The 18,366-nt window shown below is 67.0% G+C and carries 23 protein-coding genes; 12 read left to right on the top strand and 11 right to left on the bottom strand.

The annotated features are described in order from the left end of the window. Positions 1-5: 5 nt before the first annotated feature. Positions 6-656 carry an aminodeoxychorismate/anthranilate synthase component II gene (locus ACZ5QD_RS15290; RefSeq protein ID WP_464366914.1) on the bottom strand — a complete coding sequence of 217 codons (651 nt, stop codon included), beginning with the start codon at positions 654-656 and terminating at the stop codon, positions 6-8. Between the two features lie 55 nt (positions 657-711). Between ACZ5QD_RS15290 and crgA the strand changes: the two genes are divergently transcribed. Both crgA and ACZ5QD_RS15280 read left to right on the top strand, forming a co-directional pair. Beyond that, the gene (gene crgA / locus ACZ5QD_RS15285; RefSeq protein ID WP_006896808.1) at positions 712-990 is read left to right on the top strand and encodes a cell division protein CrgA; all 279 of its coding nucleotides are present in this window, start codon (positions 712-714) and stop codon (positions 988-990) included. Between the two features lie 108 nt (positions 991-1,098). Then, positions 1,099-1,527 (top strand): PH domain-containing protein, encoded by a 429-nt coding sequence (locus ACZ5QD_RS15280; protein WP_464367277.1) that lies wholly within the window; start codon positions 1,099-1,101, stop codon positions 1,525-1,527. Positions 1,528-1,539: 12 nt separating this feature from the next. On the opposite strand, the gene ACZ5QD_RS15275 is transcribed toward ACZ5QD_RS15280, so the two are convergent. After that, positions 1,540-2,286, bottom strand: a complete 747-nt coding sequence (locus ACZ5QD_RS15275) for a rhomboid family intramembrane serine protease (RefSeq protein WP_464366913.1) — start codon at positions 2,284-2,286, stop codon at positions 1,540-1,542. Positions 2,287-2,411: 125 nt separating this feature from the next. Then, a complete protein-coding gene (locus ACZ5QD_RS15270; RefSeq protein ID WP_006896805.1) occupies positions 2,412-2,942 on the bottom strand; it encodes a peptidylprolyl isomerase in 531 nt (176 codons plus the stop codon). A 68-nt stretch (positions 2,943-3,010) separates the two neighbouring features. On the opposite strand from ACZ5QD_RS15270, the gene ACZ5QD_RS15265 reads away from it, so the two are divergent. Both ACZ5QD_RS15265 and ACZ5QD_RS15260 read left to right on the top strand, forming a co-directional pair. Beyond that, complete coding sequence (locus ACZ5QD_RS15265) at positions 3,011-3,160, top strand: hypothetical protein (protein ID WP_169317717.1); 150 nt, start codon at positions 3,011-3,013, stop codon at positions 3,158-3,160. A 24-nt stretch (positions 3,161-3,184) separates the two neighbouring features. Then, on the top strand, positions 3,185-3,967 hold the full coding sequence (locus ACZ5QD_RS15260) for a DUF4190 domain-containing protein (RefSeq protein ID WP_464366912.1): 783 nt from the start codon (positions 3,185-3,187) through the stop codon (positions 3,965-3,967). Between the two features lie 7 nt (positions 3,968-3,974). Here the strand turns inward: ACZ5QD_RS15260 and ACZ5QD_RS15255 are convergent, their stop codons facing one another. Further along, complete coding sequence (locus ACZ5QD_RS15255) at positions 3,975-5,114, bottom strand: alpha/beta hydrolase family protein (RefSeq protein WP_464366911.1); 1,140 nt, start codon at positions 5,112-5,114, stop codon at positions 3,975-3,977. 126 nt (positions 5,115-5,240) lie between these two features. Here ACZ5QD_RS15255 and ACZ5QD_RS15250 point away from each other — a divergent pair, with 126 nt between their 5' ends. From ACZ5QD_RS15250 to ACZ5QD_RS15215, 8 genes are all read left to right on the top strand, one after another. Continuing rightward, entirely contained in the window at positions 5,241-6,113 is an 873-nt protein-coding gene (locus tag ACZ5QD_RS15250; RefSeq protein WP_045538789.1) for an SDR family oxidoreductase, read from the top strand. A 21-nt stretch (positions 6,114-6,134) separates the two neighbouring features. After that, a complete protein-coding gene (locus ACZ5QD_RS15245) occupies positions 6,135-6,563 on the top strand; it encodes a ChaB family protein (RefSeq protein ID WP_006896801.1) in 429 nt (142 codons plus the stop codon). A 203-nt stretch (positions 6,564-6,766) separates the two neighbouring features. After that, positions 6,767-7,519, top strand: coding sequence for a SigB/SigF/SigG family RNA polymerase sigma factor (locus ACZ5QD_RS15240; RefSeq protein WP_278125605.1), 753 nt, complete (start codon positions 6,767-6,769; stop codon positions 7,517-7,519). A 55-nt stretch (positions 7,520-7,574) separates the two neighbouring features. Then, on the top strand, positions 7,575-8,012 hold the full coding sequence (locus ACZ5QD_RS15235; RefSeq protein WP_045538779.1) for a hypothetical protein: 438 nt from the start codon (positions 7,575-7,577) through the stop codon (positions 8,010-8,012). Beyond that, entirely contained in the window at positions 8,012-9,250 is a 1,239-nt protein-coding gene (locus ACZ5QD_RS15230) for an NRAMP family divalent metal transporter (RefSeq protein ID WP_045538790.1), read from the top strand. The genes ACZ5QD_RS15235 and ACZ5QD_RS15230 overlap by 1 nt, the downstream gene beginning before the upstream one ends. Continuing rightward, complete coding sequence (locus ACZ5QD_RS15225; protein ID WP_433820572.1) at positions 9,247-9,600, top strand: hypothetical protein; 354 nt, start codon at positions 9,247-9,249, stop codon at positions 9,598-9,600. The genes ACZ5QD_RS15230 and ACZ5QD_RS15225 overlap by 4 nt, the downstream gene beginning before the upstream one ends. Continuing rightward, on the top strand, positions 9,597-9,890 hold the full coding sequence (locus tag ACZ5QD_RS15220; protein WP_045538781.1) for a PRC-barrel domain-containing protein: 294 nt from the start codon (positions 9,597-9,599) through the stop codon (positions 9,888-9,890). Before ACZ5QD_RS15225 ends, ACZ5QD_RS15220 begins: the two co-directional genes overlap by 4 nt. A 123-nt stretch (positions 9,891-10,013) precedes the next feature. Beyond that, positions 10,014-10,637 (top strand): PAS and ANTAR domain-containing protein, encoded by a 624-nt coding sequence (locus ACZ5QD_RS15215; RefSeq protein ID WP_433820574.1) that lies wholly within the window; start codon positions 10,014-10,016, stop codon positions 10,635-10,637. Positions 10,638-10,653: 16 nt separating this feature from the next. On the opposite strand, the gene mftM is transcribed toward ACZ5QD_RS15215, so the two are convergent. From mftM to ACZ5QD_RS15180, 7 genes are all read right to left on the bottom strand, one after another. Further along, positions 10,654-11,505, bottom strand: a complete 852-nt coding sequence (mftM, locus tag ACZ5QD_RS15210) for a mycofactocin oligosaccharide methyltransferase MftM (protein ID WP_082781296.1) — start codon at positions 11,503-11,505, stop codon at positions 10,654-10,656. Next, positions 11,505-12,506, bottom strand: coding sequence for an acrylyl-CoA reductase family protein (locus ACZ5QD_RS15205; RefSeq protein WP_006896793.1), 1,002 nt, complete (start codon positions 12,504-12,506; stop codon positions 11,505-11,507). Before ACZ5QD_RS15205 ends, mftM begins: the two co-directional genes overlap by 1 nt. A 15-nt stretch (positions 12,507-12,521) precedes the next feature. Next, positions 12,522-14,492 carry an AMP-binding protein gene (locus ACZ5QD_RS15200; protein ID WP_062367461.1) on the bottom strand — a complete coding sequence of 657 codons (1,971 nt, stop codon included), beginning with the start codon at positions 14,490-14,492 and terminating at the stop codon, positions 12,522-12,524. After that, the gene (locus ACZ5QD_RS15195; RefSeq protein ID WP_006896791.1) at positions 14,485-15,261 is read right to left on the bottom strand and encodes an enoyl-CoA hydratase-related protein; all 777 of its coding nucleotides are present in this window, start codon (positions 15,259-15,261) and stop codon (positions 14,485-14,487) included. Before ACZ5QD_RS15195 ends, ACZ5QD_RS15200 begins: the two co-directional genes overlap by 8 nt. Then, positions 15,248-16,222, bottom strand: coding sequence for a LysR family transcriptional regulator (locus tag ACZ5QD_RS15190; RefSeq protein ID WP_006896790.1), 975 nt, complete (start codon positions 16,220-16,222; stop codon positions 15,248-15,250). The genes ACZ5QD_RS15195 and ACZ5QD_RS15190 overlap by 14 nt, the downstream gene beginning before the upstream one ends. Next, on the bottom strand, positions 16,222-17,121 hold the full coding sequence (locus tag ACZ5QD_RS15185; protein ID WP_062367460.1) for a DUF7973 family transport facilitator: 900 nt from the start codon (positions 17,119-17,121) through the stop codon (positions 16,222-16,224). Before ACZ5QD_RS15185 ends, ACZ5QD_RS15190 begins: the two co-directional genes overlap by 1 nt. A 93-nt stretch (positions 17,122-17,214) precedes the next feature. Next, positions 17,215-18,327 (bottom strand): NDMA-dependent alcohol dehydrogenase, encoded by a 1,113-nt coding sequence (locus tag ACZ5QD_RS15180; protein ID WP_006896788.1) that lies wholly within the window; start codon positions 18,325-18,327, stop codon positions 17,215-17,217. Positions 18,328-18,366 lie beyond the last annotated feature (39 nt).

Raw genomic sequence — 18,366 nt, 5'->3', positions numbered from 1 at the left:
GCCGGCTACTCGGCGCCGGCCAGCGCCTTCGCCATCTGATCTTCGAGTTCGGCGACCCTGCCCTCGGGAACTGTGAGGCCGCAGATCCGGAGCCAGTTCGCCAGCATCCGGTGACCGCCCTGCGTCAGCACGCTCTCCGGGTGGAACTGCACTCCGTGGATCGGCAGCTCCCGGTGCCGCATCGCCATGACGATGCCGGTCTCGGTGCGGCCGGTCACCTCCAGTTCGTCCGGGATCGTCTCCGGTGCCACCGTCAGCGAGTGGTACCGGGTCGCGACGAAGGGCTGCGGCAGTCCCTCCAGCACACCCACGCCGTCGTGCAAGACGAGCGAGGTCTTGCCGTGAAGGAGTTCGGGTGCCCGGGTGACGGTGGCGCCGAACGCCTCCCCGATCGCCTGGTGGCCGAGGCAGACGCCCAGGATCGGGGTGCCCGCGGCAGTCGCGACCGGAATGATCGGCTCGGTGGCACCCGCACGGTCGGGGGTTCCGGGCCCGGGGCTCAGCAGGATTCCGTCGAATTCGCCGACCACCTTCTGCAGGTCGGCCAGCTGCTCGTCGTCGTTGCGCCACACGACGGCATCCACACCCAGCTGACCCAGATACTGGACCAGGTTGTAGACGAAGCTGTCGTAGTTGTCGATGACGAGGATGCGCACGTCGTCCAGATTAACGGGTTCCCCACCTGGGCTTCGACTCAGTTACCGTAGACATATGCCTAAGTCAAAAGTCCGGAAGAAGACCGACTACACCATCAACACCGCGAGCCGCACTCCGGTGAAGGTGAAGGCGGGACCGTCCGGCCTCTGGTACCAGATCGTCATGTTCGGCCTGATGCTCATCGGTCTGGTCTGGTTGATGGTGTACTACCTCGGCGCGTCGACGGCGAAGTACTCGGCGCTCGACTGGATGACCTCGCTCGGCCCGTGGAACATGCTGATCGGATTCGGCTTCATGGTCGTCGGCCTGTTGATGACCATGGGTTGGCGCTGACCGCTGCCGAAACGACGAAGTCCCAGGTCGCGACTGCCGCTGCCGAAATGACACACATGTTATTCATCCCCACTGTGGATAGATCCTGTGGATAACAACGACTTGGCTGTGCATGAACAGTGGGCGACGCCGCTTCCCGCCGCCCTCGCACTCGTGGGAGCGGGCATCGCGCTGGGCGCCGCGGCGGCCGCGTCTTACGCCGAACCGCCCGCGATGGTCTTCATCGGGCTGGCCGCGGTGGCGTTGATCGTCTCCGGCGCGGTCTCCCTGCTCCGCAGACCGCGGCTGGTCCTGCTCGACGGTCCGGAGTTGGAAGTGCGAACGCTCCGGGCAACCGTCCGCCTCGGATCAGGCGATATCGCCGCGGTGTCGGTGCTGACCACGCGGCGGATCGTGGGACGCAGCCGCCAACTGGTGATCGACCTGCCGGACGACCGCCTGCTGGTGTTCGGCCGGTGGGATCTCGGCGAGGAGCCGGCAGCCGTGGCCGAGAAGCTGCGCGCCGCGGGCCTGCCGGTGAAGGACTCGACGAACTGAGAACCGAAGCGCTCAGCCGATGGCTGCGGCGAACCCGGTTCCGATCGCCAGCGCGATCACGAGAAGCGCCACGAGACCGATCCACCCGACGCGCGTGACCTGCTGATACGTCCGCTTCTCGGGCGGCAGTACCTTGACCGGGAGCCAGATGATCGCGGCCGCGCTCGCAGCTCCGAAGACGAAACCGCCCAAGTGCGCCCAGATCGAGATACCCGGAATGCTGAGCGAGAGCACCACGTTCAGCACTATCACCGTGATCAGCGTGGTCGCGGGCAGTTTGAGCCGGATGACCACGATCAGCAGCGCACCCAGAAGTCCGTAGATCGCACCCGACGCGCCGGCGGTCGCAGCGAGTTCCGGACCCAGCGCCACCACCGCCGCACTGCCGCCGAAGAGGCCGATCAGGTAGACCGCGAGATAGCGGGCCGGACCGAGGACGCGTTCGAGATCGGCGCCGATCAGGTACAGCGAGATCATGTTCATCGCCACATGCAGGATCGACCAGTGCAGAAAGCCGGAAGTCAGCAGTCGCCAGTACTCGTTCTCGAGACCGAGTCCGGTGACCAGGGCGCCCTGCTGCATCATGCTCGACTTAAGGAGCAGGTTCGACGTCCCGCCCGCCTGCAGCACCACAGCGATGAACGCCGCCAGATTCACCGCGATGAGACCGTACGTGACGATCGGTCTGCGGGCGGCGGCCGAGGCGTCGACGACGGGAGCGTCGGTCCGTACACGGGCGGTGGCGTTGGCCTCGTTCACACAGTCGACGCAGTGCTGCCCGACGGAGGCGGGCCGGAGGCAGTCCGGACAGGCCGACCGCCCGCAGCGTGTGCAGGACAGCGCTGTCGGGCGGTCGGGGTGCCGGTAACAGGTCTGGGTCAAGTTCAGCTGAGCTCGACGCTCTCGATCACGACGGCGTCGACCGGACGGTCCATGCGGTCGGTCGCGGTGGTCGCGATCGCGTCGACGACGGCCTGCGACGCCGGGTCCTTGACCTCGCCGAAGATGGTGTGGCGACGGTTCAGGTGCGGGGTCGGGCCGACGGTGATGAAGAACTGCGAGCCGTTGGTGCCGGGTCCCGCGTTGGCCATCGCGAGCAGGTACGGGCGGTCGAACTGGAGCTCCGGGTGGAACTCGTCCTTGAACTGGTAGCCCGGGCCGCCGCGGCCGGTGCCGGTCGGGTCGCCGCCCTGGATCATGAATCCGTCGATCACACGGTGGAAGACGGCGCCGTCGTAGAACGGCCCGCTGGTGCCGCCCTTCGCGTTCTGGGTGGAGTACTCCTTGGAGCCGTCGGCCAGCCCGACGAAGTTCTCGACGGTCACGGGCGCGTGGTTCGGGAAGAGTTCGATGACGATGTCGCCGCGATTGGTGTGCAGGGTCGCGGTCTTGTTCTGCTCACTCACACGCTCCATGAAACCACGTCGGCGCCGACCGTGACCGGCAGTGGCGTGCACCGGGTGCCTCCTGGCACGCTGGACGGATGCCGAACAAACTCCTGGTCGCCCTCGCCTCCACGCTGCTTCTCCTGCTGACCGCCATCACCGTGGTGCTGCGTCGGTCGCGGACCGCGCATCCGCCCGTCGCCGCCGCGGTACCGCGTATCGAAGACGTGCGCGGGAGCGGTGACTGACCGCCGACAGGTAATTTGTAGATCGTGACTTCCGACGACTCGCGCGATCAGAGCCCGAATCCCGCTCCGGGACCGGGTTCGACGCCCCCGGCACCGCCGACCCCGCAGCCCGGCCGGCAGGCCGCGCCGTGGGAGAAGCCGCCGGTCGCCCCCAACACGGCACCCGGGCAGCGACCCGCTCCCGCCGGCCCGCCGGGGCGGCCGAGTCACGCAAGTGCACCGACCCCCACTCCGCAGGCGCCCACGCCACCGCCGACGGTCCGGCCCACCGGCGGTCCGGCGCCGTCGGCGGCCCGGCCGGGAGGTCCGTCTCCGAGCGCGGCACCGCCCCGCCCGGGCAGCGTTCCCCCGCCTCCGGCGCAGCAACGGCCGGCGGGCTCTCCGCCGCCGAACAGCCCTCCTCCCACCGGCGGTCAACGCCCCGGTGCGGGACCCGCACTCGCCTACTCGGCGGTCGGCGATCAGCAGCGACCCGACCCCACCACCGCCCTTCCGGCGGCCGGCGCGCCCGCACCGGCCAAGCCGTCGCCCGTCACCGACAAGGACTCCCAGCCCGTGACCAACGCATCGACCGCTCGATCGTCAGTCGCCGCCCCGTTGAACTGGAACGCGGTGATCGCCTTCGTCCTGTCCGCGATCGGTCTGCTGTCGCCGGTCGGCATCTGGCTGGGCTACAAGACCCGCAGGCAGATCGATGCGAAGCGGCAGCTCGGCCGCGAGTTCGCGACCGCCGCCATCATCATCGGATGGCTGTGGATCGTCTTCGTGGTCCTGGGCCTGCTCGCGTACCTGTGGATTCTGATCTGACTCAGACTCACTTCAAGTGAGTCGCGAAGAAGCGGTCGAACGCTGCCCACTGGGCGGCGTCCATGTCGGTGTGTGAGCCGTTGCCCACCACCATTCGGTAATCGACTCGATTGAGTGCGAAGTCCGCCGCGAGCTTGGCGTGCAGCGGTGACGGCACGGTGGTGTCCCGAGTGTTGAGCAGGAGCAGTATCGGCGCGTCGTATTCCGACACCGGCACCGCCATGTACTTCATCAGCGCGGGTGCCAGCGGCCCGGTGCCCAGCGGCCGCGACAGCAGCGAACCGAAGGCGATCCCCGGGTCGACGGCCGGACCGTCGCATGTCCGGCCGACCTGATCGACGAGCGCCTCCCCCTTCGGGGTGAGATAGGTGTTCACGTCCGCAGCGGGGTCGGCCGCTCGCAGGCCCGCGAGAATCGCGAGCAGGAAGTTGTACGAGCCGTTCAGCGGTGTCGGCATCGCCGGGATGTACGGGCCGAGGAAGGGCATGACCTTCTCGACGTCCGACTCCGGATCGAGGGAGACGGTGCCGCGGAAGTCCGTGCGCGGGCCGTACCACCGCTGTCGATGCGCGGTCGCCAGTGCGGCCTGGCCACCCTGCGAATCGCCCGTCACGGCCCAGCGGTTCGAGAGCGCGGGTTCGACGCTGCGGGCCGCGCGCAGCATGTCGATGGTCGCGGCGGACTCACTGCGAGTGTTCAGGTAGGGGTGAACGCCTGTATCGAAGCGGCCCAAGCCCACGTAGTCGGTGGCGACCACGGCGTAGCCGGAGTGCACGAGGCGGGTGATGTACCGATTCGGCTCGGCGTCCGGTGCGCTCTGGCCTCCGCAGCCGGGACCGTATCCGGAGGTGCCGTGCGTGTACGCCACCACCGGCCAGCCGCCCTTCGGCGCCGGTCCGGCCGGTACGAACAGTGCGCCGCTGGTCGGTACCGGTCGTCCCTGCGGGTCCTGAGTCCAGTAGTCGATGGCGCGGCCGTTCTGGAGACCGCGCCAGCCGGGCGGTCGGGTCACCACGTCGATCACCGAACCCGCCGAGTTCGACGGCGCCGCCCGAGTGGTCCCCGGCACGAGCGCCAGGGCCGTCCCCACCAGCGCCACCAGCACGAAGATTCGGCCCGCCAGTGTTCCGCGAATACCCGATCTCATGTTCGTCGACGGTACGTGTCGGCCGTTCGACGTACCCGCGATTCCGCGGATCCGACGGCGGCGGCCGAGTACCGTCGGGCTCACTGGCGAATGTTTCAGAAGCGGGCGTACCGGGAAGCCTCGACCATGAACGCAAGCACCGAACGCAGCGGCGCGGGCGCGCCGCGGCAGAACATCGCGTATCCCGGCGACACCGCGGACATGGATCCGCAGCCGAAGGACGAGATGCGCGGCTATGTCGGGAGCGGTCTGCTCGAGGGCCGGCGCGCACTGGTCACCGGCGGCGACTCGGGCATCGGACGCGCGGTGGCCGTCGCCTTCGCGAAGGAGGGCGCCGACGTCGCGATCGCCTACCTGTCTGAGGACGCGGACGCGGAGCACACCGTCGCGTTGGTCGAACAGACCGGACGACGCGGCGTCGCCCTGCGAGCCGATCTGGGCGAAGCCGCCGAATGCCGCCGGATCGTCGACGGCACCGTCGACGCCCTCGGCGGCCTGGACCTGCTGGTGAACAACGCGGGCACTCAGACGGTGGTGGACGATTTCGCGGAGCTGACTGCAGAGCAGTGGAACCGTACCTTCGCCGTCGACGTCGCGGCCGTCTTCCACACCACTCATGCGGCTCTCGAGCATCTGACGCCGGGCGGGACGGTGGTGAACACCGGCTCGATCAACGGTCTGCGGGGAAACCGCAAGCTCATCGATTATTCGGCCGCGAAGGGCGCAGTGCACGCCCTCACCTTCTCGCTCGCGCAGGCCCTGCTCGATCGCGAGATCCGGGTGAACTGCGTCGCGCCCGGTCCCGTCTGGACACCGCTGATCCCGGCCACCATGCCTCCCGACCAGGTCGAGGGGTTCGGCGAGCAGGCCCCGTACGGCCGCGCCGCGGAGCCGGATGAGATCGCGCCCTCGTACGTCTTCTTCGCCGCAGACCGCTTGTCGTCGTACTACACGGGAGAGGTTCTCGCGCCCACCGGCGGCGAGACACTGCCCGGCTGATCCGAGAGGAAGGTGACGGTCATGCCCAAGACCGATGAGAAGAACCGACCGAAGAAGTCCGAACTCCCCGACACGATCAAACGATCGCCCGCCAAGGCTCAGCGCACCTTCGCCGAGGCCCATGATGCGGCGCTCGAGGAGTACGGCTCGGAAGAGCGAGCGCATCGGGTGGCCTACAGCGCGCTGAAGCACTCGTTCGAGAAGGTCGGCGACCACTGGGAGGCCAAGAGCAGGCGCGGACCGTCCGACTCCCGCGACGAGAGCGGCGGGCCCAATCCATCGGGCAAGAGCGCCGGCGGAGTGGACACCAAGGCCACCAAGGAGCATCTGATGAACGTCGCCCGCAAGCTCGACATCCGGGGTCGGTCGCGTATGCGGAAGGCGGAACTCGTCGACGCCATCGAGAAGGCGAACCGCAAGGCGACGCGTTCGGCGCGAAAGAAGGATTGATCCCTTCAAGCGGTTGTCGCGGACCTGCCCGGTCGGTAGGGTCGATATCACTCGGTTGAACGCACAGCCGGGTTCCCGCAGACGATTGAGCGGCGGATTCTCCCGCTCTCGTCGAGCAAGAACTCTCCGATCCGCCGTGCGCGGCCGCTCCTTTTTCGGACCCGCCGCGCGACGGCGAGAGTGCGATCAAAGGAGCTCAGCAGATGACCGACGAGTACCACCGTGTCCGTGAACTTCTGCGCCGACGCGCGGACATCCCCGTCACCGACCCGCGGAACGACCGTCTCCGCGACGAGGCGATCGAAGCCTGTCTGCCGCTGGCCGGACACATCGCCCAGCGGTACCGCGAACGCGGAGAGTCGATGGACGACCTGATCCAGGTGGCGCGCGTGGGGCTGGTGCACGCGGTGGACCGATTCGATCCCTCGATGGGGACCGACTTCCTGTCCTTCGCGGTACCGACCATCACCGGCGAGGTGCGACGGCACTTCCGCGACCGATCGGCGTCGATCCGGATTCCACGCAGCGCCGGTGAACTCCGCAGCCGAATCAGGGAGGCCGAGGAGTCCTTCGCCCAGGCACACGGACGCATGCCCGGCGTCGCCGAGATCGCCGAGGCGCTCGACGAGCCGGAGTCCGCTGTACGACGTGCGCAGGCCGCGTCGGCCGCGCAGTCCACCGTCTCTCTCGACGGCAGCACGTCGGGTACCGACGACGCACGCTCGCTGCTCGAGACGGTCGGCTCCGACGAGCCCGGCTACGAGCAAGTGGAACGCTCGCTCACTCTCCGGCCGGCCTTGCGCCGCCTCCCCGAACGGAACCGGCGGATCGTCGGCATGAGGTTCTTCGAGCGTCGTTCACAAAGCGACATCGCGCGGCGAATGGGTATCTCTCAGATGCACGTCTCTCGTCTTCTGGCGTCCTCGCTGGGTCAGCTGCGCACCCAGATCGCCTGATCGGGTGCCGGTGACCGGTACGCCGTCACGACGGCGGAGGACTGCGCGGCGCACGGTGGCAGCCGTCTGCGCGATCGTGACCGCGGTGGGGATCTGCGCCTGCGCCAGTGCTCCGGGAGGACCGGCGGGTGAGTTCGCCGAATCGCTGCGCAGCTCGAGGTCGGCGGTGCTGACCGCAGCCTGGGGAATCGACGAGTGGAATCAGCGGAACCTGCTGCGCCCCACCGCCCGCGTCGTGCTCGACGACGCCGTCTCGCATGCGCTCGAAGCTCAGGGGATCATCGTCGCGCTGAAGGTCGAGTCGGCGGATGACGAGCGGGTCCGGGCGCGAGTGCACGCGGCTCTGGCCTCGTCGGTCGAAGCCGCGGTGGAGGCTCGCGGCGTGCTGCTCGGCGACCCGGGATCCGCGGCCGCGAAGTCCGCGCAACGTCGGCTCGAGCGGGTCGCATCCGGCCTCGACACGCTGTCCGAAGACGTCAGTGGTGGTCGATGATGTTGCAGCAGAACAAGATTCGCATCACGTCCGCGTCACTCGGGATCCTCACCGCGATCGGTGGGTTTCTCGACATCGGCGACATCGTCACCGACGGAGTGGTCGGCTCGCGGTTCGGTCTGTCTCTCGCGTGGGTGGTTCCGGTGGGCGTGGTCGGCATCATCCTGTTCGCCGAGATGTCGGGGCGAGTGGTGGCGTGCAGCGGCCGGGCGACGTTCGAGATCATTCGCGAGCGTCTCGGACCTCGAGTCGGCGGGCTCAACCTGCTCGCCTCGCTGGCGGTCACCGGCCTCACCCTCACGGCCGAACTGGGCGGCATCGCGCTGGTTCTGCAGCTGGTCAGCGGTGTGGCGCCCTTCCTCTGGATCCCGGTCGCAGCCTTCGGGGTCTGGATCATCCTCTGGCGAGCGAAGTATTCGGCGATGGAGAATGTCACCGGTCTGCTCGGACTGTTCCTGATGGTCTTCGCCGTCGTTTTCTTCCTGTTGCGGCCGGCGCCGGAGCTCGCCGGCGATCTGGTTCCCGCGGTGCCGCAAGACGAGACGGTTCCGGCGTACTGGTACTACGCCATCGCGCTGTTCGGCGCCGCGATGACACCGTACGAAGTCTTCTTCTTCTCGTCGGGCGGTGTGGAGGAACGCTGGGGAGCCCGCGACTTGCGGCGCATGCGGCTGAACGTCTTCGTCGGATTCCCGCTCGGCGGTCTCGGCGCCCTCGCGATCATGGGTGTCACTGCGGTGGCCTTCCAGCCGATGTCGGTCGAGGTCGACTCCCTGTCGGCACTGATGCTTCCGGTGGCGCAGGCCGGGGGCCTGGTCGCAGTCGGCTTCGCGCTGGTCGGAATCCTCGCGGCGACCACTGGCGCCGCACTCGAGACGGCCCTGTCGACCGGTTACGCACTGGCCCAGTACGCCGGGTGGTCGTGGGGGGCGTCCCGCCCGCCGCGCGAGGCCGCCCGATTCCACGTGACCATCGGCGTGTTCATCCTCATCGCCGCGGCGATTCTCGCCACCGGCGTCGATCCGATCGCCGTCACCGAGTACTCGGTGGTCTTCTCCGCGGTGGCACTGCCGCTGACCTATCTGCCGATCCTCGTGGTGGCCAACGACCCCGAGTACATGGGCGACCAAGTGAACGGCCGGGTCACCAACTTCTTCGGCCTGATCTTCCTCGGCGTCGTCCTCGTGGCGTCGGCGGCGGCGATCCCGTTGATGATCGCGACGGGAGCGGGCCGATGACGGACTCCGAACGCACCCTCGATCTACGGGTGCATCTCCTCGATCGCCAGATCATCGACTGTGACGGCGTGCCGGTGGGTGTGGTCGACGACGTGGAGTTCGACATGTCGCCCGATGGGCAGACGCCACGAGTGGTGGCCCTGCTCACCGGGCGGGCCCTGCTCGACCGGCTGGTGGCGCAAACACCGGACACCACCGCGCTGGAATCGATCCCGGCGGAGGCGATCGCCGACGTGGGAGTGACGGTCGAGCTGACCGGCAGCGGAGAGGACCTGCTCTCGAATTGGCCCGAACGGTGGTTCCGCGATCAGATCGTCTCCCGCATCCCCGGCTCCGGAGGCCGGCGATGAGGGCCTCGACACTCCTCGGCACGCAGGTCCGGTGCGACGGCCGATCGATCGGACGGGTGATGGATGTGCGCCTGCGGGAGGACGACGGCGGCGCATTGCTGATCGCCGGACTCGTCGTCGGCCGGCGGCCTCGAGCCTCGTTCTTCGGCTCGTACCGGTTCGACGGCGTGCGGCCCTCGATCATCGCGCGGCTCTTGAGATGGCGCGAGCGCGGGTCCCGGCTGATCCCGTGGTGCGACGTCGTCTCCGTCGACGACGACGTCGTGACGGTCCGGCCCGGCGCCGACTGACGCCGACGCCGGGTCCGAGCCCCGCCCGCGTGGTAGATGTTGAACTCACATCGTTCGCATCCGAATGATTGGGTCGCCGAACGCTTCGTGCGTGCGCGGACCGCAACCCGAGAAGGGGCTGTGATGACCGGGGACACCACTGAGCACGACCAGGACTCCCGGGTCGGCAGTTTCCGGTATCTGTTCGCGACCGACGAATGGGAATGGTCCGACGAGGTGGCTCGCATGCACGGTTATCGGCCCGGCAGCGTGAAACCGACCACGGAACTCATCATCAGTCATAAGCACCCCGACGACCGCGGTGCCTTCGAATACGAACTGACCCGGGTGCACCGGGAACACACGCACCTGTCCAGCCGCCACCGAATCATCGACGTGCAGGGGCGAGTCCATGACGTGACCGTCATCGGCCGTACCTTCGACGGCGGGTCGGGAACCCCGATCGGCACGGAGGGCTACTACGTCGACGTCACCGTTCCCGACGAGACCGTCCGCGCCGAGGTGGCCGCGCACATCGAAGACTTCCGGCAGTCGCACGCCACCATCGAGCAGGCCAAGGGGATGCTGATGGTGGTCTACGGGGTCACCGCCGAGCACGCCTTCGACGTGCTGCGCTGGCGATCACAACAGGAGAACATCAAGCTCAAGGATCTGTGCGACGCGATCGTCGAATCCGCGATCCGGAACGCCCAGATGCCGCGGGAGACCCGAAGCGAGTTCGACTTGATCGTGCTCGGTCGCCGTTAGGCCGGCCGGAGGACTGTCAGGACTGGACTGGTTCCGAAACAGGCCTCAGCACCAACCAGCCGCCATGATCGGCGAATACCTCCGCTCCTGCGTGTGCGACCTGATCTGCCCACGAATGAAGCGTCTCCATCGTGACCCGTTGCCGGTGACCGAAGTGCTCGCTCGGCGTCTCTTCGAGAGGCACCGCAATGACCACCGTGCGGCGAGCGACTCGGAGGGCCTCGGAGACCGCGGCGAGCACCTCTGCCGACTCCAGGTGCTCGAGGAGGTGGATCAGAGTCACCGTGTCGACGCTCGCGCTCGGATAAGGCAGTGCAGTCGCGTCTGCGACTTCACAGTTCACGCTCAGCCCGTACCGACGCGACGCGTCGTCCAACAACGAGATCGCACCGGGACTCACATCGCATGCGGAGACGGCTCTGCCGTCCCGCGCGAACTGGATAGCGAGAAAGCCGAAGCAACTGCCGACCTCGAGAACCGATTCGCCCTCGACGAGCGACCGCGCACGTCGGTGGATCGGTGCGAAGGTCGCTGTGCCGTCACTGAGACTGCGAAGGGTGTTGTCGTAGAAGGCCTTCCATCCTTGCGACGCCGTAGGGCCGGACGTCTGGATGATCTCCACGGCCGCCGCTTCGAACTCGGCCTGTCCCGCCAGAGCCCCGATGTCGACCAACGAGGAGAGCGCGCCCACCAGCGTGTCGTCACGGAGGGTGGTCGGGGTGAAGTTGTGTACCAGGGAGATGCTTCCGTCCTGGCTGACGAACCACGACAGCAGTCCGTCGCCCTCGAGCAACTCGCCACGGCGTGCGGCGCGTACTTTCACCCGACCGGGCTCCAGGCGCGGTACCGATGCGTTCAGCAGTTCCATCACGGCCACCCCCGGCTCATGTCGATCACCGCGCGTCCGGTGAACTCACCTCGACGCAGGCGTTCGACGACGTCCGGCACTTCCCCGATGTGCACACCGACTCCGATCGAGTCCAGGTTGCGCGGCTTCAATTCGGTTTCGATCCGACGCCACAGTGCACGCCGACGATCGATCGGCATCTGCACCGAGTCGATGCCGAGAAGGCCGACTCCGCGCAGAATGAACGGCATGACCGTGGTACTGAGCTGGGCGCCGCCCGTCAGTCCGCTGGCCGCGACCACGCCTCCGTAGTGAGTGGTACTGAGAATGTCGGCCAGCGTGGCGCCCCCGACGCAGTCCACCGCCGCGGCCCACCGCGCACGGCCGAGGGGGCGCGGCTTAGCGTCCGGATCCAAGGGCAGACGACCGATGACCTCACTCGCGCCGTATGCGCGCAAACGGTCTGCCTCTGTCGACTTCCCCGTCGACGCGACCACGTCGAATCCCTTTGCGGCCAGCAGATCGATACTTGCCGAACCCACTCCACCAGTGGCGCCGGTGACAATCACCGGCCCCGAAGCAGGCGCGACGCCCCAGTCGAGAATTGCGGCAACGCTCATCGCAGCAGTGAAACCCGCGGTGCCGATCGTGGCGGCCTCGCGCAATGTCAGGGTCTCCAGCTTCACCGCCCAGTCGGCCGGAACCACAGATTCCTGAGCGTAACCACCATCGCGAGCGGTGCCGATCTCGTAACCATGGGCGATCACGTGGTCGCCGACCGCGAAGTCTGGTGACGCCGACTCGGTGACCACACCTGCGATATCGATTCCCGGGACGATCGGGTAGTTGCGGACCACTCCCCCGCGAGGCGCGAATGCGAGAGCGTCTTTGAAGTTCACACTCGAATAGGCGATCTCGAGACGCAGGTCGCCTGGACTAAGGGGCTGCCGCTCGCGGTCGGCGAACTCTGCGCGGATCGAGTCCTCGTCGAGAACGGCCGTGAGGGCCTGGAAAGTGGACATGTATTCCTCCTGGAATTAGGTGTTGCCGCGGCGTGCTGGGTCATTCGCGCGCCGCGTATCGAGAATTCGTACGAGATCGGCGACGACGGCCGGGTTCTCGATCGTGGGTGGGACATCTGGATCTGCGCCGTCGAGTAGCTGGCGAAGGCAGCGGCGAACGATCTTGCCCGACCGGGTCTTCGGGAGTGCGCCGACTACGTGGACTCCGCCGAGCGATGCGATCGGACCGACTCTGTTGCGCACCAGCGTCGCAACATCACTCTGCAATTCGCCTGTCCGGTCCGTGTAGTCGATGGCCGGCACCAGAATCGCGTGCGGGCGCTGACCCTTCAGCTCGTCGCGGACTCCGACGACCGCGCACTCGGCCACACCAGGGTGCTCTGAGATCGCGGCCTCTATCTGCCCGGACGACATTCGATGGCCGGCGACGTTCATGACATCGTCGGTCCGGCCCAGGATGTAGACGTAACCATCGGCGTCGATACAGCCTCCGTCGCCGGAACTGTAGAAGCCGGGATGTTCCGTCAGATAGGTCTGCGCCAGTCGGCCCTCATCACCCCATATGCCGATCAGTGCGCCTGGAGGCAGCGGGAGACGCAGACACACTGCTCCTTCTCGGCCCTGGGGAACCGGATCGCCGTCGGGTCCCAGGATCTCCACAGTGAAGCCGGGAACGGGCTTGGTCGACGAACCCGGACGGGGTTCGAAGTACGTCAGACCGAGGAAATTCGATATCACGGGCCATCCGGTCTCGGTCTGCCACCAGTTGTTGATGACCGGAGACGACTGCACCTCACCCAACCAGCGCTGAGTGTCCGGATCAAGACGCTCCCCGGCCAGGAACAAGCCGCGCAGGCTGGACAGATCGCGCTCGGCGAGCATGGTTCCATTCGGGTCCTCGCGCCGAACAGCACGCATCGCGGTCGGTGCGGTGAGGAGCACGTTGACCCGATACCGTTCGACGATGTCCCAGAACGCACCGGCGTCGGGCGTCCCCACCGGTTTGCCTTCGAACAGTACAGTCGTCGCACCGACGATGAGGGGGCCGTAGACGATGAATGAGTGGCCCACCACCCATCCGATGTCGCTGGCGGCGAAGACCACGTCCCCCGGCTCCACGCCGTAGACATGACGCATGCACCACGCCATGGCAACCGCATGGCCGCCGTTGTCACGGACTACTCCCTTCGGCAGTCCAGTGGTGCCCGACGTATAGAGGATGTACAGCGGGGCCGCGGAGGGCACCGGCACCGGGTCGACTGGTCCGGCCGAGGCCAGCAACTCTGCCCAGTCGTGCTCGGCCCATTCGTCCGCGGGCCAGACGACGACCCTGTCTGGGGGCGGAGGCACTTCCGGCCGATCGACGACGATGACGTGCCGCGGACAGTGGCCGGCCTCCTCCAGCGCCGCATCGAGCAACGGCAGGTACGGGACCGTTCGTCCCGGCTCCAAGCCCCCGGTCGCGGTGACGATCACGGTCGGCCGCGCATCGTCGATCCGTACGGCCAGTTCGGCGGACCCGAAGCCCCCGAAGACCACCGCGTGCACCGCGCCCAGTCGGGCGCAGGCCAGCATCGTGACCACCGCCTCCGGGATCATCGGCAAGTAGACCAGGACGCGATCTCCCACGCCGACCCCGAGTCGGCTCAGCGCGCCCGCGGCACGGCGGACGTCGTCGAGCAGGTGTGCGTAGGTGATGGTCTCTTCGCGGCCGGTCAGCGGTGAGACATATACGAGCGCAGCACGGTCACCGTTCCCTGCGGCGACATGACGATCGAGCGCGTTGTAGGCCGTGTTGATGCTCGCGCCGGGAAACCAGTCGGCGGTGCCGTCGGTCCTCTCATGGAACGGATCATGTGGCCGGTTCTCCCAGTCGATGTCACGCGCCGCCGATAACCAGAACTGGCCGAGGTCGTGTGCCGCGTCGGCGGCTGCGCGCGTGTATCGATCGGGCTCGTTGCCCTGGGATGGACGATTGTCAGTCATCACTGAACCTCGCCGGACGCTTGTCGAGGAACGCTGTCATGCCTTCTGTCTGGTCTGCGAATGCGAACAACGAGTGGAACCACCGGCGTTCGAAGAGGAGACCTTCGGAGAGCGATGTCTGATCAGCGCGCAGCACGCATTCCTTGGCCGCCCGGACCGCCCTCGAGGAGAAGCCGGCGATCTGACGTGCGGCGGTCATCGCCGAGTCGAGAACCTCGTCGTCGGGTACCACACGGCTGACCAGACCCAGACGGAAGGCCTCATCGGCATCTATCCGACGCCCGGTGAGGATCAGATCCATCGCCTGTGGCTTGCCCACCACGCGAGTCAGCCGCTGCGTTCCGCCGATGCCGGGGATTATCCCGAGTGCGATCTCGGGCTGTCCGAACGAAGCGCCCTCACCGGCGAACAGAAGATCGCACATCATGGCGATCTCGCAACCGCCACCGAGCGCGAACCCGTTGACCGCACCGATCGTGGGAATACGCAGTGCTGCGAGCCGCTCCCAAGCGGAGAGATGGTCGGCGTCGGTCATCTCTCCGAACGTGCGATCGCGCATCTCGGCGATGTCGGCGCCTGCGGCGAACGCCCGCCCGGCCCCTGTGAGTACCAGGACGCGAGCGTCAGCGCGTGTCACCTCGTCGAGAGCCTCGGTGAATTCCCGCATCATCTGCGAGCTCAACGCGTTGAGCGCCGTGGGCCGATTCAGAGTCAGAAGGGCCACGCGGTCATCGCCGACGGCGAGAGTAAGAGTGTCATATTCGGACATCGCTGAGGAGAACTCCTTGTGTGAAGGGACTTTGGCCAGGGGACGCGGATGAGGGGTCGAGATGCCCGGACAGCCTCTCGATCAGGGCGTCCACGACGACGCGGACGTGGGGCGCCCGCTGAACCGCCGAAGGCACGACGATCCAGTACTGCTGTCCGACCGCGACACAGTCGGGCAGCACGGGCACGAGGCCCGGATGGAATGAGGTGGCGTAGTTCGGAAGCAATCCGATGCCGTGACCGGCGAGGACCGACTGAATCTGAGCGCCGACGCTGTTCGACTGCACCCGCGGGCATACGCCGGGCAGGAGGCCGTCCAGTACTCGCAGAGCGGCGATATCGAGGCAGCCGTCGAGGTAGTAGACGAGAGGGTGCGCCCGCAGATCCTCGATTCCGGCGATCGGACCGTGCGTCGCCATGTACTCCACGGACGCGAACAGCCCCAAGGAATAGGTGCACAGGCTCCGAGAGACGACCGCGCGCGAGGGAGGCGGTTCCAACGAGACGGCGACGTCGTACTCGCAATTGCGCAGATCGAGTTGGGTGGTCGACGTGAGCAACTCGATCCGCAGCGATCCGTGCTTGCGCAGTGCCGATGCGAGCGCATGCGGGGCCAGGTACGAACCGAAGGCATCGGGAGTGAGGAGGCGTACGGGTCCGCACACTCCGTCCCCGGGGTCTGAGTCGACGACCCGGACCGCATCGTCGATGCTGTGTTCAATCCGTTCTCCGATAGCCCGCAGCCGGCGTCCCGTCTCCGTGAGCTGCCATCGGTTCGGTGATCGGTCGAACAGCCGCCGTCCCACCTTTCTCTCCATCCGCGCGATGTGTCGACTCACTGTCGAGTGATCGACGTCGAGGCGGGCCGCGGCGCCGGTGATGGAACCGTTGCGTGCGACTGCGAGGAGGATCAGCAGATCGTCCGCGCCGACCTTCCCGTGCAATGGCCGAGCCGGACCCATCACGCGACCCCGATCTTGATCAACGCCAACAGCGTCGCCATGACCGCGATCGCGAAGGCGGGCGGATCGAGATGGATCCTGCAGCGTTCCAGTATCAGCCGAGCCCAGCCCTCGGCGACAAGCGACGAGACGATGCCGGTGAGCACAGCCGACACCAGAATCCACGTGGACTCGCCGGTGTGCGCTGCTGCAACACCTGCCGCCAGAGCCGCGGGGAGAGTGAGGTGGTGCGTTACCGGCACCGCCGCGCCGAACACCAGTGCCAACAGGGTCACCGCAGACGCGCCGTACAGAAACAGTCCGACCATCGGCCGCGAGTCCTGCGGCCATGCCAGAAACACCGACCCGGCGATCGCCCCACCGGCTGCGCCGACGACGAGCACCGACGACAGTCGGTGCTGCCAGGGCAACCACTCGAGGCGCACCGGCGCGGGCGTACGCGCCCAGAGCACCGCGGCGATCAACGCGGTCAACACGACACTCACCGCGAGCGAATCGACCAATGCGACCTCCGAACCGTCCGATGCATGCCACGTCGGGAGCTGCTCGACTGCACGGGCCAGCAGTTGGCCTACGACTCCGAAGCCGGCCCCGACCCCGATGATCGACATCGCGTCATAGGTGATCAGTGGCTTGGCGATGTCGCGGCCGGATTCGTGACGACGGATGTGCGCCGCATACGCCGCAGCGGCGGCGCCGCCGGCGAACATCACGTGCGGACCGAAGACGGGCCCGAACGCCAGGTTCTGGACGAGTTCGGCGTCTGGACTGATCGCTGTCATCAGCGTTGCGACGACGACTATCACGCCCATCAGCGAAAAGGCGCCGATTGCGCCCAGCGCTGCTCCGAGCGCACCCCCGCCGGCCGCACCGACGAGTTCGCTCACGGTGAGTGTCATGGTGGTTCCTCACATAAGGTTCTGGCGTGCGCCGCTGCGGCGCCGTCCGCCGATCGAAGTGGGATCGACGACGCGGCGCCGCAGCGCGATCGGTCAGTGCTGGTGCTTGATGATTCCGCGGATGTTCTTGCCCGCGAGGAGGTCGTCGTAGCCCTCATTGACCTGCTCGAGGCTGTACTCCCTCGTGACGAGTTCGTCGAGCTTGAGCTTTCCGTCGGCATACATCCGGACGAGCTTCGGGATGTCGTACGTGGGATTGCAGTCACCGAACAGCGAGCCCTTGATCGTCTTTCGGAAGTAGCTCATCTCAGTGCTGGGAACCTTGACCGTGATCTCATCGATCCGGTTCAACGCGGTGAGCACGAGAGTGCCGCAGCGCCCGATCATCGAGAATCCTGCACTGACCTGCTCCGCAGTGATCAGATCCGTCGTGATGATGGCCGACTCGGCGCCCTGGCCGTTGGTCAATTCATCAACGGCTAGCTTCGCGTCGGCGGCATTGTCGAATGCTTGGGTCGCGCCCAGTTCGATGGCCTTGTCCCGCTTGTTCTGGAGCGGGTCGATGACGATGATGTGCTCGGCACCGGCGTGCTTGGCGCCCTGCACCGCGTTGATGCCGATGCCTCCGATACCGAAGATCACCACGATGTCACCGGGCTTGGTGTCCGCGGCGTACACCGCCGAACCCCAACCCGTAGGGACGCCGCAACCGACGAGCACGGCCTTGTCGAGCGGAATATCGTCGTCGACCTTCACCACGGAGTACTCGTTGATCACGTTGTACTGGCTGAAAGTGCCCAGGGTGCACATGGCACCGTACTGTCCGCGCGGACCACTGATGGGCCAACGCGGCCCTTCCAGATGACCTTCCAGCATCGCGGCGTTCATGTCGCACACCGACTGCCGGCCGGTGGCGCAGTATTTGCAGCGGCCGCAGGCCGGGGTGAACGAACAGATGACGTGGTCGCCGGGCTTGACGCGGGTGACGCCCGGGCCGACCTCCTGGATGATTCCCGCACCCTCGTGACCCAGCACCATCGGCAGCCTGGCGATGGTGTCACCGATCGCGATGTGCACGTCCGAGTGGCAGAGACCGCCGTACTGGTACTGGATCAAGACCTCGTGCGGACCCGGCTTGGCCAGCGTGAGTTCCTCGATCTCGATCGGCTTTCCGGGCTCTACGACGACTGCTGCGAGAGTTTTCATGACTTCTCCTTGTGGTGGGGACTGATTAATGGGTGGATG

Source organism: Gordonia sp. J1A, from assembly GCF_055393515.1.
Note: the sequence above shows the minus strand (reverse complement) of the source record. Positions and strands in the feature narration are given on the sequence as shown.

Coding starts and splice junctions, on each gene's coding strand:
- crgA (WP_006896808.1), top strand. CDS start 712: ATGCCTAAGTCAAAAGTCCGGAAGAAGACCGACTACACCATCAACACC.
- ACZ5QD_RS15270 (WP_006896805.1), bottom strand. CDS start 2,942: ATGGAGCGTGTGAGTGAGCAGAACAAGACCGCGACCCTGCACACCAAT.
- ACZ5QD_RS15265 (WP_169317717.1), top strand. CDS start 3,011: ATGCCGAACAAACTCCTGGTCGCCCTCGCCTCCACGCTGCTTCTCCTG.
- ACZ5QD_RS15255 (WP_464366911.1), bottom strand. CDS start 5,114: ATGAGATCGGGTATTCGCGGAACACTGGCGGGCCGAATCTTCGTGCTG.
- ACZ5QD_RS15250 (WP_045538789.1), top strand. CDS start 5,241: ATGAACGCAAGCACCGAACGCAGCGGCGCGGGCGCGCCGCGGCAGAAC.
- ACZ5QD_RS15245 (WP_006896801.1), top strand. CDS start 6,135: ATGCCCAAGACCGATGAGAAGAACCGACCGAAGAAGTCCGAACTCCCC.
- ACZ5QD_RS15240 (WP_278125605.1), top strand. CDS start 6,767: ATGACCGACGAGTACCACCGTGTCCGTGAACTTCTGCGCCGACGCGCG.
- ACZ5QD_RS15230 (WP_045538790.1), top strand. CDS start 8,012: ATGTTGCAGCAGAACAAGATTCGCATCACGTCCGCGTCACTCGGGATC.
- ACZ5QD_RS15225 (WP_433820572.1), top strand. CDS start 9,247: ATGACGGACTCCGAACGCACCCTCGATCTACGGGTGCATCTCCTCGAT.
- ACZ5QD_RS15220 (WP_045538781.1), top strand. CDS start 9,597: ATGAGGGCCTCGACACTCCTCGGCACGCAGGTCCGGTGCGACGGCCGA.
- ACZ5QD_RS15215 (WP_433820574.1), top strand. CDS start 10,014: ATGACCGGGGACACCACTGAGCACGACCAGGACTCCCGGGTCGGCAGT.
- mftM (WP_082781296.1), bottom strand. CDS start 11,505: ATGGAACTGCTGAACGCATCGGTACCGCGCCTGGAGCCCGGTCGGGTG.
- ACZ5QD_RS15205 (WP_006896793.1), bottom strand. CDS start 12,506: ATGTCCACTTTCCAGGCCCTCACGGCCGTTCTCGACGAGGACTCGATC.
- ACZ5QD_RS15200 (WP_062367461.1), bottom strand. CDS start 14,492: ATGACTGACAATCGTCCATCCCAGGGCAACGAGCCCGATCGATACACG.
- ACZ5QD_RS15195 (WP_006896791.1), bottom strand. CDS start 15,261: ATGTCCGAATATGACACTCTTACTCTCGCCGTCGGCGATGACCGCGTG.
- ACZ5QD_RS15190 (WP_006896790.1), bottom strand. CDS start 16,222: ATGGGTCCGGCTCGGCCATTGCACGGGAAGGTCGGCGCGGACGATCTG.
- ACZ5QD_RS15185 (WP_062367460.1), bottom strand. CDS start 17,121: ATGACACTCACCGTGAGCGAACTCGTCGGTGCGGCCGGCGGGGGTGCG.
- ACZ5QD_RS15180 (WP_006896788.1), bottom strand. CDS start 18,327: ATGAAAACTCTCGCAGCAGTCGTCGTAGAGCCCGGAAAGCCGATCGAG.